The 14,097-nt window shown below is 73.7% G+C and carries 13 protein-coding genes and 1 pseudogene; 3 read left to right on the top strand and 11 right to left on the bottom strand.

What is annotated here, in order from left to right; genetic code table 11:
* Positions 1 to 7: 7 nt before the first annotated feature.
* Positions 8 to 1,552, top strand: coding sequence for a phospholipase D-like domain-containing protein (locus tag ABD437_RS01480; RefSeq protein WP_344646875.1), 1,545 nt, complete (start codon positions 8 to 10; stop codon positions 1,550 to 1,552).
* Here ABD437_RS01480 and ABD437_RS01485 read toward each other — a convergent pair.
* The 10 genes from ABD437_RS01485 to ABD437_RS01530 all read right to left on the bottom strand — a co-directional run bounded on the left by ABD437_RS01485 (position 1,549) and on the right by ABD437_RS01530 (position 11,799).
* Positions 1,549 to 2,166: a peptide deformylase gene (locus ABD437_RS01485; protein ID WP_344646876.1), complete on the bottom strand. Its 618-nt coding sequence runs from the start codon at positions 2,164 to 2,166 to the stop codon at positions 1,549 to 1,551. The two genes, ABD437_RS01480 and ABD437_RS01485, sit on opposite strands and share 4 nt — an antisense overlap.
* Positions 2,163 to 4,241 carry a DEAD/DEAH box helicase gene (locus ABD437_RS01490; protein WP_344646877.1) on the bottom strand — a complete coding sequence of 693 codons (2,079 nt, stop codon included), beginning with the start codon at positions 4,239 to 4,241 and terminating at the stop codon, positions 2,163 to 2,165. The genes ABD437_RS01485 and ABD437_RS01490 overlap by 4 nt, the downstream gene beginning before the upstream one ends.
* Before the next feature lie 276 nt (positions 4,242 to 4,517).
* Positions 4,518 to 7,025 (bottom strand): valine--tRNA ligase, encoded by a 2,508-nt coding sequence (gene valS / locus ABD437_RS01495; RefSeq protein WP_344646878.1) that lies wholly within the window; start codon positions 7,023 to 7,025, stop codon positions 4,518 to 4,520.
* Positions 7,026 to 7,102: 77 nt separating this feature from the next.
* Positions 7,103 to 7,387 (bottom strand): hypothetical protein, encoded by a 285-nt coding sequence (locus tag ABD437_RS01500; RefSeq protein ID WP_344646879.1) that lies wholly within the window; start codon positions 7,385 to 7,387, stop codon positions 7,103 to 7,105.
* 305 nt (positions 7,388 to 7,692) lie between these two features.
* A complete protein-coding gene (locus tag ABD437_RS01505; RefSeq protein WP_344646880.1) occupies positions 7,693 to 8,556 on the bottom strand; it encodes an ABC transporter ATP-binding protein in 864 nt (287 codons plus the stop codon).
* Entirely contained in the window at positions 8,553 to 9,380 is an 828-nt protein-coding gene (locus ABD437_RS01510; protein ID WP_344646881.1) for a zf-HC2 domain-containing protein, read from the bottom strand. The genes ABD437_RS01505 and ABD437_RS01510 overlap by 4 nt, the downstream gene beginning before the upstream one ends.
* Entirely contained in the window at positions 9,377 to 9,832 is a 456-nt protein-coding gene (locus ABD437_RS01515) for an RNA polymerase sigma factor (RefSeq protein ID WP_344646953.1), read from the bottom strand. The genes ABD437_RS01510 and ABD437_RS01515 overlap by 4 nt, the downstream gene beginning before the upstream one ends.
* Positions 9,833 to 10,008: 176 nt before the next feature.
* A complete protein-coding gene (locus ABD437_RS01520) occupies positions 10,009 to 10,158 on the bottom strand; it encodes a hypothetical protein (RefSeq protein WP_344646882.1) in 150 nt (49 codons plus the stop codon).
* Positions 10,159 to 10,298: 140 nt separating this feature from the next.
* Positions 10,299 to 11,009 (bottom strand): SDR family oxidoreductase, encoded by a 711-nt coding sequence (locus ABD437_RS01525; RefSeq protein WP_344646883.1) that lies wholly within the window; start codon positions 11,007 to 11,009, stop codon positions 10,299 to 10,301.
* A gap of 28 nt (positions 11,010 to 11,037) precedes the next feature.
* Positions 11,038 to 11,799 (bottom strand): YqjF family protein, encoded by a 762-nt coding sequence (locus ABD437_RS01530; RefSeq protein WP_344646884.1) that lies wholly within the window; start codon positions 11,797 to 11,799, stop codon positions 11,038 to 11,040.
* Between the two features lie 150 nt (positions 11,800 to 11,949).
* Here ABD437_RS01530 and ABD437_RS01535 point away from each other — a divergent pair, with 150 nt between their 5' ends.
* The gene (locus ABD437_RS01535; protein ID WP_344646885.1) at positions 11,950 to 13,089 is read left to right on the top strand and encodes a tetratricopeptide repeat protein; all 1,140 of its coding nucleotides are present in this window, start codon (positions 11,950 to 11,952) and stop codon (positions 13,087 to 13,089) included.
* Positions 13,090 to 13,091: 2 nt separating this feature from the next.
* The gene (locus ABD437_RS01540; protein ID WP_344646886.1) at positions 13,092 to 13,721 is read left to right on the top strand and encodes a LysE family translocator; all 630 of its coding nucleotides are present in this window, start codon (positions 13,092 to 13,094) and stop codon (positions 13,719 to 13,721) included.
* Between the two features lie 114 nt (positions 13,722 to 13,835).
* Here ABD437_RS01540 and ABD437_RS42930 read toward each other — a convergent pair.
* A pseudogene (locus ABD437_RS42930) lies at positions 13,836 to 14,097 on the bottom strand (DedA family protein); the annotation flags it as partial.

A 14,097-nucleotide genomic window follows, 5' to 3' on the forward strand; every position in this document is an offset into this window, starting at 1 on the left:
TCTCGGCGTGAGCTCGGACGTCGACGACCCCCCGCTATCGGCGGAAGGCCTGGCCGCGCGCTTCTTCCCGCCCTCGAGCGAGGCCTGCCCGACGCTGGTCGAGGACTCCCACTGGGAGCCGATCGTCGACGGCGTCGCCTACTTCCGGCAGCTGACCGAGCTGCTCGAGCGGGTCGGCCCCGGCGACGCGGTGTACATCGCCAGCTACCAGGCCGACCCCGACCTGGACCTCGGCCGGCCGCTGAAGGACCTGCTCGCGGAGAAGGTCGCGGACGGCGCCGACGTGCGGGTGGTGCTCAGCGCGGCCGAGTACTCCGGGGGTATCCCCTGGCTGCCGTTCGGGCCGTTCCGGGCCAACGTGGTGGCCGCCCGCGCGTTACGCGGATGGCTGCCCACCACCCGGCGGACCAGCGAGCCGCCGCTGCACGACCGGGTGCTCCTGGACTGGTCCGGGCCGGTGCTGGGCTCCAACCACCAGAAGCTCGTCGTCTTCCGCATCGGCGACACGCTGACCGCGTTCGTCGGCGGCCTCGACCTGGTGCCCAGCCGGTGGGACGCCACCCCGCACGACCGGCTGCGCCTCGGCGTCCACCGCTGGGGCTGGCACGACGGCGCCGCGCGGCTGTGCGGGCCGGCCGCCGAGCGGGTCTGGGAGGTGTTCCGCTCACGCTGGGAGAACGCGGTGAAGCTCCCGCCGCGTTTCCTGCCCCGGCGCTGGTTCGTGTACCCGCGGGGCGGTGCCACCGCGCTGAACCCGGCCGACGCGCCACGCACCGTGCCGCCGCCACCCGCGCAGCCGGCCCGGGACGCGCCCGGCGTCGCGGTACGCGTGCTGCGGTCCTACGCGCCGTGGAAGGTGTACCGCCGCGGGATGCGGACACCGGCCGTGGTCCGCAAAGGCACGTACGAGGTCTACGGGACGCTGATCACCGCGATCCGGGCGGCGCGGCGCTACATCTACCTGGAGGACCAGTACTTCCACGAGTCGCCGGGCGGCAACCGGCACTACGAGCTCTACGGCGAGCTGCGTGCCGCGGCCGAGCGGGGCGTCAAGGTGATCCTGGTCGGGTCCGGTCGGCGCGACCCGGCCGACGGCGGTGACAGCACCGTGCGTCCGGTGATCACCGGCGACCTGCGGCGCATGATCAGGCGGCTCCCGCCGCCGGCACGCACCAACGTCGTCATGTACCGCGTCCGGGATCTGACGGTTCACACCAAACTGATGCTCATTGACGACGTCTTCGCGAGCATCGGCTCGGCGAACTTCTTCAGCCGCTCGATGGTGGGCACCGACAGTGAGCTGACCTGCGCCGTCGTCACCACGGGCCGTGCGGTGACCGAGCTGCGCGTGAGCCTGTGGGCCGAGCACCTGCGTGCGCCGGTGATCGACGACCTCGAGGACCTGGACATCGCGCTGGGGATCTGGCGCCCCGAGTGGCTGGCCGACGACCAGCCGGCCGACACGTGGCGCCGCCCCGGCGCACCCACCGGTTTCGCCCCGGCCGAGGACGTCCTGACCCCGGCCCGCTATTCCCGCTGGTCGAAGCGCTAGAAACCCAGGGCGGCGGCGGCCGGACCCGGCGTCGGAGCGGCCCAGTGTTCCTCGTACGCCCCCGTCGTCGAGAGCGAGCGCAGCTCCGCGCGATCCAGGTACAGCACACCGTTGAGGTGGTCGGTCTCGTGCTGGGCGATCCGCGCCGGCCAGCCGGACAGCTCCCGCGAGTAGCCGGCCCCGGACCGGTCGGCGGCCGTCAGCACCACCCGGCGGGGACGGGACACCACCGCGGTGAGCCCGCGCACGCTCAGGCAGCCCTCGTAGAAGGCGACGCGCTCGTCGCCCACCGGCGTCACCACCGGGTTGATCAGGTCCAGCGGCCCCACCGGGACCCGCTCGCGGGCCGCCCCGACCTCCGGGGACACCTGCGCCGGGTCGTCGATCACGGCCAGCGCCAGCGGTATCCCCAGCTGCGGCGCGGCGATGCCGACGCCCACCCCGGGCAGGTGCTCGCGCATGGCGTCGAGCAGCAGGGCGAGCAGGTCGTCGGGGAGCTGGCCGTCGTAGTGCTCCGCCGGGCGGCGGAGCACGGCCTCGCCGACCTGGGTCACGCTCCACGGCCGCGGGGCGGCCAGCAGCGTCTTGACCTGATCGGCCAGGGACTCGCTCACGCGAGCGCGTCCGTCAGCAACGCGACCAGCGCCTCCAGCTGCACGTCGGCCGAGGGCACGACCTCCTCGTCCGAGCCGTCCAGCGCGCGGGCGGCCAGCCCGGCCTTGCTGTCGATCAGCTCGGCGATGCGTGCGTCGATCGTCTGCGCGGCGATGATGCGCCACGCGGTGACCGGCTCGGTCTGGCCGATGCGGTGGCTGCGGTCGATGGCCTGCGTCTGCTCGGCGTCGGTCCAGGACAGCTCGGCCAGCACGATGTTCGACGCGACCTGCAGGTTCAGCCCGACACCCGCGGCCGTCAGCGAGCACACCGCGATCGCCACCTCCGGGTCCTCGACGAACGCGTCGATGTTCCTCTGCCGGGTCCGCGGCGTCTGGTCACCGCGGATCGACGCGAACCGCACGCCCTGCTTCTCGAAGAGCGCCTCGGCCGCGTCCATGACGTCGACGTGCTTGGCGAAGAACACCACCTTGCCGGCGCTGCGGGCCAGCTGGACCGCGTAGTCGGCGGCGAGCCCGGCCTTCGCCTGGCCGATGCGGCGCATCATGCTGAACACGTTCTCGCCGGTGGTCTTCGCGGCGTCCTTGAGCTCGGCCTTCGCGATGCGGCGCACGAGCTCGGGGTCGATGCCGTCCGAGGTGCGCGCCCGCTCGTACTGCTCCACCATCCGGCGGGCCAGGTCCTTCTCGGCCGCGCGGATCGAGCGCCCGGCCGGACCGTCCAGCTCCACCGGCAGGTCGGCGACCCGGCGCTCCGGGATCTCCGAGGCGACGTCGACCTTGCGCCGCCGCACGATGCCCCGGTCGATGACGCACTGGCGGGCCGCGGCGTAGAAGCCCGGGTCGGCCGGCGTCAGGCCGGTCTCCTCCAGCGCGTTCATCAGCTCGCCGAGCGGCTTGGAGTCGTCGATCCAGCCCAGGAACTGCCAGATCGCGCGGAAGTCGTCGATGTCGTTGATCAGCGGCGTGCCGGTGAGGGCCATCAGCAGCGGCCGCGGGTTGCGCGAGCGGATGCGCTCGGCGATCTCGAGCACGTGCTGCGAGCGCTGCGAGCTCTTGTTCTTGATGAAATGCGCCTCGTCGACGACCATCCCGCGGAACCCGAAGTTGCCGAGCCAGCCCACGTGGCGGTCGAGCACCTCGTAGTTGATGACGACGATGTCGGCGAACCCGTCGACGTTGTCGCCGTCGCCCTGCACGACGGTGGCCGGGCGGTGCGGTGTCCACAGGCCCGCTTCCCGGGCCCAGTTGATCTTGACGACGTTCGGCACGACGACGAGCAGCGGGTAGGCGTCCGCGGCCTCGGCGGCGAGCAGCGCCTGCGCGGTCTTGCCCAGGCCGGGCTCGTCGGCGAGCAGGAACGTGCGGTGCCCGTCGGCCGCCGCGGCGACCATGCGGGCCTGGTGCGGCATCAGCTCCTTGCCGCTGGTGCGGCGCAGCTCCCACGGCGCGGGCAGCGCCATGCACGCGGAGTCGCCGCTCCCGGCGCGCTCGAACGAGCTGAGCAGCGGGCCGATCAGCTCCCAGCTGGTGAGCCGGCGGGAGCGGGTGGCCGCGGGGCGCTGCGCGTACGCGTCGAAATCCGGGGCCAGGAACGGGTTGGCCAGCTGCCGGGTGACCACCGACTGCGGCACGACCCGGCGCTCCGGCGTGGCGGCCACGGGCGGGGGCGGCGGGGCCTCCTCGGGCGCCGGCTCGATGCCGACCGTCCGCAGCATCTCGCGTTTGAGCGACCGGGTCGCGTCGGAGACGACCGCGTCCTCGGCGAGCAGCGCCATGAGCTCGGTGTCGCGCACCGCGGTGGTCGCCAGGATCTGGGCGATGCCGTCGAGGCGTTTGAGCTGCTCGGCGCCGTTGGCCTCGGCGCGGAGGCGGGCCCGTTCGTCACGCAGCAGCAGCGCGACGGCGTGGAACTTCGTGCGGACGGCGGGCGTCACGCGCCCACGCTGGGCGGCCGCCTCGACTTCGCGGGCGGTGCCGGCGAGCAACGCGATGACGTCGCCGGGACGACGAGCCCGCTGCGTACGCGGGGCAGGTCGGCGAGCGCCGGTGCGACGCTGGCCAGGTCGAGCCACAGAATCCTCCTTCGACTGCCGGGCGGATTCGCCGCGGCGGGGTGTCGTTCCGGCGCGGCGGCGGCCCTGGGGCTCCCGGATCGGTGACGACCTGCGGCTACGGCGTGGATCGGGCCTCGGCAGGCGTCTCACGGGCGCGAAGGGTGTGGCGGCGGGTGACTTTCCCCGCGGCGGTACGCGACGACAGCGCAGTGGCGACGAGTCAAGATTACACCGCTGCCGGGAACTTCGGGTGGCACCCCGTCCGCCGGGCCGCGGACGGGGTGCCGACCCCCGCTACGCCTCGACGGTGGCCACGACCTCGTCGGCGGCCACGAAGCTCAACTCGGCGGCGTGGGCGGCGGCGCGCACGTCGTCGGCCACGGCCCGGAACGCGGCCTCGGACGGGCCGGTCACCGTGGCACGCGCGACCTCCGTCCGCGGCGACAGCCGCGCCGCGGACTTGGCTTTGCGGACCGCGGCGATCGTCGCGGACGCGACGGCCAGCAGCTCGGGGTCACCGTCGGTGCCCGACGCCGAGGGCCACGGGGCCCGGTGCACCGACCCCTCGTGCGACCACGACCAGACCTCCTCGGTGACGAACGGCAGGAACGGCGCGAGGAGCCGGACGAGGACGTCGAGCGCCTGCCGGAGCGTCGCGGCGGCCGACGCCCCGCCCTCGTAGGCGCGGGCCTTCACCAGCTCCAGGTAGTCGTCGCAGAAGAGCCAGAAGAACCGCTCGGCCTTCACCAGCGCGGTGGTGTAGTCGAGCGCGTCCAGGGCCGCCGTGCACTCGGCCACCACCGCGTCGAGCGACGCCAGGAGCGCCCGGTCGAGCGGCTCGGTGACCGCTCCCCCGCTGTCCGGGCCCCCGCCCTCCGGGACCGCCAGCACGAACCGGGTCGCGTTCAGCAGTTTCGTGGCCAGCCGGCGGCCGATCTTCATCTGCTTGGTGTCGAACGCGGTGTCGGTGCCGGGCCGGCCGTTCGCGGCCCAGTAGCGCACCGCGTCGGCGCCGAAGTCGTCGAGCAGGTGCGTCGGGGTCACCACGTTGCCCTGCGACTTCGACATCTTCTTGCGGTCGGGGTCGAGGATCCAGCCGGAGAGCGCGGTGTTCCGCCACGGCAGCACGTCGTGCTCGAGGTGCGAGCGCACGACGGTGGCGAACAGCCACGTGCGGATGATGTCGTGCGCCTGCGGGCGCAGGTCCATCGGGAAGGTCAGCGCGGACAGCTCCGGGTCGGTGAGCCACCCGGTGACCAGCTGCGGGGTGAGCGACGACGTGGCCCAGGTGTCCATGACGTCCGGGTCGCCGACGAAGCCACCGGGCTCGCCGCGCTGCTCCGCGGTGTAGCCCGGCGGGCAGGCGTCCGACGGGTCGATCGGCAGGCTCTCCTCGGCGGCGAAGATCGGACGCGCGTAGTCCGGCTCGCCGTCCGCGGACACCGGGTACCAGACCGGGAACGGCACGCCGAAGAACCGCTGGCGGCTGATCAGCCAGTCGGCGTTCAGGCCGCGCACCCAGTCGTCGTAGCGTGCCTTCATGTACGGCGGGGTCCAGCGCAGTTCCTCGCCGCGGGCGAGCAGCTCGGCGCGGTGCTCCAGGGTGCGGATGAACCACTGCCGGCTCGAGACGATCTCGAGCGGCCGGTCGCCCTTCTCGTAGAACTTCACCGGGCGGGTGGTGGGGCGCGGGTCGCCACGCAGCGCGCCGGCCTCACCGAGGCGTCCGAGCAGCAGCTCGCGCGCCGAGAACATCGTCTTGCCGGCGAGCTCGTCCATCAGCTTCTGCGCCGCCGCGGCGTCCGCGGTGGGCAGCGCGCCGAAGTCCAGCGGCAGCACGCGCCCGTCGCGGCCGACGATCGTGCGGGTCGGCAGCGACGCGTCGCGCCACCACTGGACGTCGGTGGTGTCGCCGAACGTGCAGACCATCGCGATGCCGGTGCCCTTGTCGGGGGCGGCGGCCGGGTGCGCGATGACCGGCACCCGGACCTTGAACAGCGGGGTCTCGACGTCGGTGCCGACCAGGTGGCGGTAGCGGTCGTCGTCGGGATGGGCGACGAGGGCCACGCACGCCGGGAGCAGTTCCGGGCGCGTGGTCTCGATCAGCACGCTCCTTTCGGGCTCGCCGAAGGCCAGCGTGTAGTAGTTGCCGCTGACCTCCTTGTCCACGACCTCGGCGTTGGCCACCGCGGTGCCGAACGTGACGTCCCACATCGTCGGCGCCTCGGACTGGTACGCCTCGCCGCGCCGGGCGAGCCGCAGGAACGCCGTCTGCGACGCCCGCTGGGCGCGGGCGCCGATCGTGGTGTAGGTCATCGACCAGTCCACCGACAGCCCGAGCCGGCGCCACATGTGCTCGAACTGTTTCTCGTCCTCGCCGGTGAGGCGTTCGCAGAGCTCGATGAAGTTGCGCCGGGAGATGCTCAGCTGCTGCTTCGGGGCCTTCGCCGGCGGCTCGAAGCCCGGGTCGTAGGGCAGCGACGGGTCGCACCGGACGCCGTAGTAGTTCTGCACCCGGCGTTCGGTGGGCAGGCCGTTGTCGTCCCAGCCCATCGGGTAGAACACCGACTTGCCGCGCATGCGCTGGTAGCGGGCGACGATGTCGGTGTGGGTGTAGCTGAACACGTGCCCGACGTGCAGTGACCCGCTGACGGTGGGCGGTGGCGTGTCGATCGAGAATACGTCCGAACGCGATACGGCCCGCTCGAAGCGATAGAGACCGGATGCCTCCCAGGCATCGGACCACTTCTCCTCCAGGCCCTCGAGCGAGGGCCTCTCCGGAGGGGCTGCCGTATCGGTCACCGCTTCACCTTTCTCGTCGTCCGGTCGTCCTACCGATCATCGTGCACGCCCGGGCGAATCAATTGCGGTGCCACGCGTCAGCAGACCGGGCAGACCTCCGGGCTGACGACGCTGTCGGTGAACCCGAGCGTCATCGTCAGCACGCCGAGGACGAGCGCGGCGATACCGCGCTTCGGGAAGTAGCGGGCCAGCAGGAGGCCGAGCAGCGGGCCGCCCACGGCCCACAGCACGCCGTCGCCGAACATCTGGGCGCGCACGTAGGCGTTCGAGACACCCGGCGGGACGACGTAACCGGCCGGCTCGTGGACGTACCAGGCGACGACCGCGGCGAGAAAGGACAGCACCGCGACCGACCGGGGCACGACGGTGGCCGGCCAGGGCGAGGGTCCGGGTCGACTCCGGGACGGCGACCGCACCGGCCGCTTCGGCGGCCCGATCGGACCGGCGGGTCATCCCGAACAGGACGACGAGGCCGAGTACCCCCCAGCAGCGCCGCCGGCACGATCGTGTAGGACCCGCTCGAGGTCAGGTCGACGAGCATCGCGACGCCGAGGGGCCAGGGTGAGGGCCGCCCCGAACCAGAAGAGCGTGGCCCGCAGATAGTTCCGGATCTCGCGCCGGGCGAGGACGCCGAACGTCGAGCCCGTGCCGGAGATGGTCCCGCTCATCAGACAACTCCCTGTGTCGTGCGCTCCGCCGAGCGGAGCAGCAGGTACGCGTCCTCGACCGAGGGGTCGACGACGGAGGAGTCGGGAGCGGGCTGTCCCCCGACGGACCGGACCAGCCCGGTTCCGGTCTTCCAGGTCTGGACCGCGCCGCGGGAGGCGGCCGGTCCGAGGTGGACACGGCCGGCTGCCGTGGCCAGGAGCTCGGGCACCGTGCCGTCGAAGTGGATCACTCCGGCGTCGATGACGAGCACGCGATCGCACAGGGCCGAGACGTCCTCGGTCTGGTGCGTCGCGATGAGCACCGTCCCGGCGAGGCCCGAGAGGAGGCCACGCAGGGACGCGCGCTGTTCGGGGTCGAGCCCGGTGGTGGGCTCGTCGAGAATGAGCAGTTCCGGGGCGCCGAGCAGCGCCTGCGCGACGGCGAGGCGGCGGCGTTGGCCCCCGGACAGCGTGGACACCTTCATCGCCGGACGGTCGGCCAGGCCGACGAGGTCGAGCACGCGCCGCACCTCCCGGTGCCGCGCGCCGGTGTCCCTCCACTCCTTGAGGACCGCGATGTAGTCGACGAACTCGAACGCCGTCAGGCCGCGCGGGAACGTCACCTCCTGCGGGCAGTACCCGAGCCGGCGGCGCGCCGCCACCCGGTTGGCGTGCGACGCGGTGACGTCGAAACCGGCGATCGTGATCCGGCCCGTGGTCGGCGGGAGCGCGGTGGAGAGCAGACGCAGGAACGTGGTCTTGCCGGCGCCGTTGGGGCCGAGCAGGCCGACGATGCCGGGCCGGACGTCGACCGTGATCGGCCGCACGACGGTCGTCCGGCCGTAGGTCTTCGACACCCCGTCGAGGCTCGCGGTGGCACTCACTGTTCGCCTCCCTGGAGCCGCAGCGTCGAGGTGCGCAGGACGAACGCCACCGCGAGGACCAGGCCGGCCACCGCGAACGCCGCCTGGACGACCGGGGTCGTGAGGACGTCGACGGTGCCGGTCGTCCGCACGACGACGACGACGCCCACCCACAGCGAGACGACCATCGCGGCGGTGACCGGCGCCTCCCACCACGTCAGCAGGACCAGGGCGGCCAGCGTCAGGCCGAGCGACGGCGCGAGCCAGAGGAACGTGAGGTCGCCGAGGCCGGGGACGACGAGCCCGATCGCCGCGGTCGCCGGCAGCGCCACCACCAGCGACGCGACCGTGCGCAGCAGCGCGAGCCGCAGCTTGCTGAACGGGGTGGGTGCGGTGAGGTCGCGGAGCGGGTCCAGCGCCGCGTACGAGACCACCACCGCGAGCACCGGAGCCAGCGGCGCCATCGCGAGGAACACCGCGTCCTGGTTCACCGGGTCGAGGCCGGCCAGCCCGACCACGCACGCGCACGCGATCGCGAAGCCGACCGCCACCGCCACCGCCCAGGGCACCAGGAGGGAGCCGCCGGCGGACAGGAGAACGAGGTCGTCACCGCGGACGCCCAGGCGCCGCAGGACGCGGTGCAGGAGGGAGGGCGTCGGCGCGGTGATCGTCGCGCGCACCCCGGCCCAGACCGTCTCCGCCGTGTCCGCCGCCGCGTAGTCGTGGGCCGCCGCGCGGCAGCTCACGCACCCGGTGACGTGCGTCTCCACCGAGGCCTCCGCGGCCGGGTCCAGCCGCCCGGCGGTGTACGCCTTCCACACCCGCTCGTCCACGTGCCAGCTCACGACCACGCCTCCCGGCTCATCAGCTGCTCGCGCAGCCGCGCCTTCGCCGCCCGCGCCCGGCTCTTCACCGTGCCCAGCGGGATCCCGAGCAGGTGGGCCGCCTCCTTCGTGGTGAGGCCGTCGACCACTGTCGCCTGCAGCACCTGACGCAGCTCGGGCGAGAGCGCGCGCATCGCGTCACCCACCGGGCCGTGCTCGACCGCGAGCAGCAGCTCGTCCTCGGCGCTGCGCACGGTCGGCGACAGCGTGGAGAGGTCCAGGCCGGGAACCGGGGTCGGGTGCGCCCGCTTGCGGAGCCGGCTCACCAGCTGCCGGATCGCGATGCCCCATAACCACGCCCCGAGGTCGCCGTCGCGGCGGAAGGAACGCGGATGCTTCCACACGGCCACGAACGTGTCGTGCAACGCCTCGTGGGCCAGGTCCCGGTCCGCGGTCCGGCGCAGCAGCCGCACCAGCAACCCGGCGAGTGACGCTGCACGATCTCGCGCAGCGCGGCCTCGTCCTTCTCCGCCACCAGGCCGAGAAGGTCGACGTCGGACAGCTCACGCATGCCTACACTGTCGCGGCCCGGACCCCGATCGGATCACCGGACGTCGAACTTCTTTCCCGGCCCTCGCGACGCGGGGCGTCAGCGGATGGAGGAGCCGATGCCGTCGACGGAGATGTTCTCGATGCGGTTGTCGCGGAGGATGCCGGCGTGGTCGACCAGCACGTCGATGCGCCCGCACTCGGCCGCGACGGTGTCCACCCGGTCGCGGGCGGCGTCGGCGTCCGCCACGTCGACCGGATCGGAACGGACACGGTCCGAACCGGCCCCCGGCACGTGCTCCCAGGCCTCGTTCTCGCCGCGCTCACCAACCCACCGAGCCGGGCCTCGACGCCTGACGCGCCGGCCCGGCTCCGGTGGGTGCGCCCGGATCAGCTGAAGAGGGCGCCGGGGATGTCCGCGTAGAAGAGGGCGGGGTCGCGCGACAGGGAGGCCTTGACGTTCGCGGTCGGCGCGTCGGCGACCACCTCGAACGCGCCGGCCTCCAGGCCGTCCAGGGCCTGGGCGACGACCGCGTGCGGCGGGAGCTTGGGGATGTCCACGCCGGCCATCATGTCGGTGTCGGCGATGGCCAGGGCCAGGGCGGTGACCTGCGTCTTCTGGTCGGCCAGCTCGAGCCGGACGCCGTTGGTGAGCGACCATTCGGCGGCCTTGGACGCGGCGTAACCGTTGCTCGAGGGCGCGAACGTGTACCAGCTCAGCGCCGAGATGACGTTGAGGATCGCGCCGCCGGCGAGCCGGGGGGCGAAGGCACGGGTGACGTTGAGCGTGCCCCAGAAGTTGGTGTCGAACTCGCGGCGGATGTTCTCCGTCGACGCGCCGAGCAAGGGCGCCTCGGTGGAGATGCCGGCGTTGTTGATCAGGATGTCGAGGTCGCCGATCTCGGCCGCGGCGGCGTCGATGGAGGCCGCGTCGGTGATGTCGAGCCGGAGCGGGACGACGCCGGGCACGTCGATCAGGTCGGGGCGGCGCGCGCTGGCGTAGACGGTGCGGGCACCGCGGGCGAGCAGGGCCTCGGCGAACGCCTTGCCGAGCCCGCGGTTGGCACCGGTGACGAGAACTGTGGATCCGTTGATCTGCATGACACGACGGTAGAACCTGACGTTGACGTCAGAGGCAAGGTTCGTGAGCGGCGTCACGCGCGGCGACGGAGCCGAGGCGCCACGGGGTGAGGGCGCGCCAGGTCGCGGCGGTGGGGCGCATCAGCAGCGCGCTGTCGAACCGCGTGGAGCCGGCCGGGAAGCGGTCGACGTCGGCGAAGAACGTCGAGTGCATCACCTCGACGTCCAGCGGCGCGAGTTCGAACCGGTCGGCGACGAGTTCGACGCCCTCCAGCGTGCCGGGCCGGCGCCCGGCCGACCAGCCGGTCGAGTCGCGCGCGAAGAACGCGGTCGCGGCGTCGACGTCGGGAAAGGCCGAGTCCGGGGGCAACCGGTCGGCGACCGAGCCGGTGAGCGTCACCTCGGTGGCGCCGAGCAGGCGGACGTCGACCCGGTCGGCCCCGGCCGCGCGGTGGAGGCGCGCGCGCTCGTGGACGCCCGGGAAGAGCCGCCCGCCGGCCAGCGCGGTGAACGCCGAATCGCTGTGCCGGGAGCGCGGGATGAAGACACCGTGGTGGGGTTCGGGGCCCTCGTCCCACTCGACGGCGACGCGGTGCGCGGCGTTCGCGCTCCGCAGCCCGAACCGGGCCGGGAGGCCGGCCGGGCGGATCTCCGCCAGCCACAGCAGGCAGATGCCGGCGATCGCGGCCCCACCGACCAGGCGGGGCCGCAGCGGGGTGGGCAGCAGCCGCGCCGCGACGTCCGGATCGACCCGGACGTTGACGAGAATTCGCTGCTCGATCCGGCAGCCGACGGTACGCACAGGGGTCATGACGTCAGTCTGCGCCTTTTTGAGCGGTCGCTCAATAGACCGTAGGATCGGTGCGGTGGAGTGCGAGTTCGACGCGACCGTCGGGAAATGGCGCGGCCCCGCGCCCGACGACGTCGTCCACGTCCACCGCGCGATCGGCCCGGCCCGCCGATGACCTGGGACGCGTACGACCTGGGCGTGCTGGCCGCGACCCGCGGCGACCTCGCCGCCGCGCGCGGGCACCTGCGGCGGGCCGGCGACGATCCCCGCGCGCTCCTGCTGCTCGGCCAGCTGGCGGCCGACGGCCCCGAGGCCCGCGACTCCTACCGGCGCGCCGCCGAGCTGGGCAGCGCCGACGCCGCCTACAACCTCGGCGCTCTGCACGCCGGCGACCGGCTCGGCGAGCCCGACCTCGCCACCGCGCTCGACTGGTACCGGCGCGCCGCGCGGCTCGGCGACGCGGCCGCGCACCGGATGGCCGGGGTCATGTACGCCACCGGTCAGGGCACCCCGGTCGAGCCGCGCCGGGCCGAGGAGCACCTGCGCCGGGCGGCCGCGGCCGGCGAGACCGCGGCGTACCGCGACCTCGGCACGCTCCTCGCGCGCGACCCCGTCGAGTCGGCGCACTGGTTCCTGCACGCCGCCGCCCGCGCGGAACTCGCCGCGCTGGTGCCGGCGCTGCGCGCGGAGACGAGCACCCGGGCCCGCTGCGTCCTGGGCGTCGCGCTGGCGTTCTTCCTCGACGACGTCCCCGGCGGCACGGCTCTGCTCGCCGGGGCCGCGGACGACGGGGATCCGGTCGCCCGGCGCAGCCTCGGCTCCCTGGTGCAGTCCACCGATCCGGCCCGCGCCGCGCACCTCTACCGGCTCGCCGCGGAGGCCGGCGACGGCATCGCCGCGTTCAACGTCGGGCTGCTCGCCGAGGAGCCGGCCGAGGCGATCCGGTGGCTGCGTAGCGCGGCCGAGCAGGGGATCACCCCGGCCTACGCCCACCTCGCCAACCGGCTGAGCGCGCTCGACGAGGACGAGGAAGCCCTGCGGTGGTACGTACGCGGCGCGACCGCGGGCGAGAAGGGCTGCCGGTTCGCCGCGGCCTGCTGGTACCGCGACGGGTTCGGCGGGCCGGTCGACCTGGTGCAGGCGCTGCGCTGGTACCTGGCCCTGCTCGACGTGGGCAGCGGCGACGGCATCCACGAGGCCCACCTGATCGTGCCGCGGATGTCCGCCGAGGAGATCCACGAGGCCGGCCGCCTCTCCGGCCGCCGCCTCGAGGCCGACGAGTTCGTCCGGCGGCGGTCGACGACACTGTGAGCGTGCACATCAACTGGGTCGGCTTCCTTCCCGCGGTCATCCTGGTGTCGTTGATCCCCGGCGCGAACCAGTTACTCGGCTTCAGCAACGCCGTCCGGTACGGCACGGTCCACGCCGTCGCGGGGCTCGCCGGGCGGCTGGCGGCGTTCGTCGTGCTGATCGCGCTCGTGGTGGGGGGTCTGGGTGCGGTGCTGGCCACGTCGGCGACCGCGCTCGAGGTCATCAAGTGGGTCGGCGTGGTCTATCTGGCCTGGCTGGGCGTGAGCACGTTGCGCGGCGCGCGCAGCGCCACCGCGCCGGTGACGCCGAGCGGTTTACGCACCAGCGGGCTCTGGGCGGTCAGCGGCCGGGAGTTCCTGGTGGCGCTGAGCAACCCGAAGGCGCTGCTGCTGTTCGCCGCGCTGCTCCCCCAGTTCACCGGTGGCTCGCCGGGCCACGCCGCCGCCCAGCTCGCCCTGCTCGGCCTGGTGTACCTCGGCATCGAGGCGATCGTCGGCCTGGGGTACATCGGTGCCGGGCGGCGGATCGGCGGAACCGGCCTGACCGCGCGCACCCAGCGCCGCGTCGACGTCGGCACCGGCGTCACGTTCCTCGGCCTGTCGGGGTTGCTCGCCGCCGAGGACCTGGCCTGACCGACGGCTCCGCAGCCGCAGGGACGCGGCGACCACGGCACCGAACACGACGCCGGGGACCGCTCCGAGGAACGGGCGGTCGGCGAACGCCAGGCCACCGAGGCGCCCGAGCCCGCACAGGTAGGCCGCCCACAACACGCCGGCCACCGCGCTCGCCGCGCCGAACCGCCGCCGCGGGAACCCGAGCCAGCCCGCGGCCAGCGTCGTCGCCGTCCGTCCGCCGGGAAGGAAATGCCCCACCACCACGGCGACGCCACCGCGCCGGCCGAGCGCCCGCCGCGCGCTGTCGAACGCGACCGCGGCCGCACCCCGACGCGGAAGGCCGAACCGTCCGACCGCGCGCCGGCCGAGCGCGTAGGCGACCGCGTCGCCGGCG

It is taken from the genome of Cryptosporangium japonicum (assembly GCF_039524755.1).
In the GTDB taxonomy this organism is placed as follows: Bacteria; Actinomycetota; Actinomycetes; order Mycobacteriales; family Cryptosporangiaceae; genus Cryptosporangium; species Cryptosporangium japonicum.

Excerpts from the sequence above, each read along its gene's own strand:
- ABD437_RS01525 (WP_344646883.1), bottom strand. The coding sequence starts at position 11,009 with ATGCAGATCAACGGATCCACAGTTCTCGTCACCGGTGCCAACCGCGGG.
- ABD437_RS01530 (WP_344646884.1), bottom strand. The coding sequence starts at position 11,799 with ATGACCCCTGTGCGTACCGTCGGCTGCCGGATCGAGCAGCGAATTCTC.
- ABD437_RS01535 (WP_344646885.1), top strand. The coding sequence starts at position 11,950 with ATGACCTGGGACGCGTACGACCTGGGCGTGCTGGCCGCGACCCGCGGC.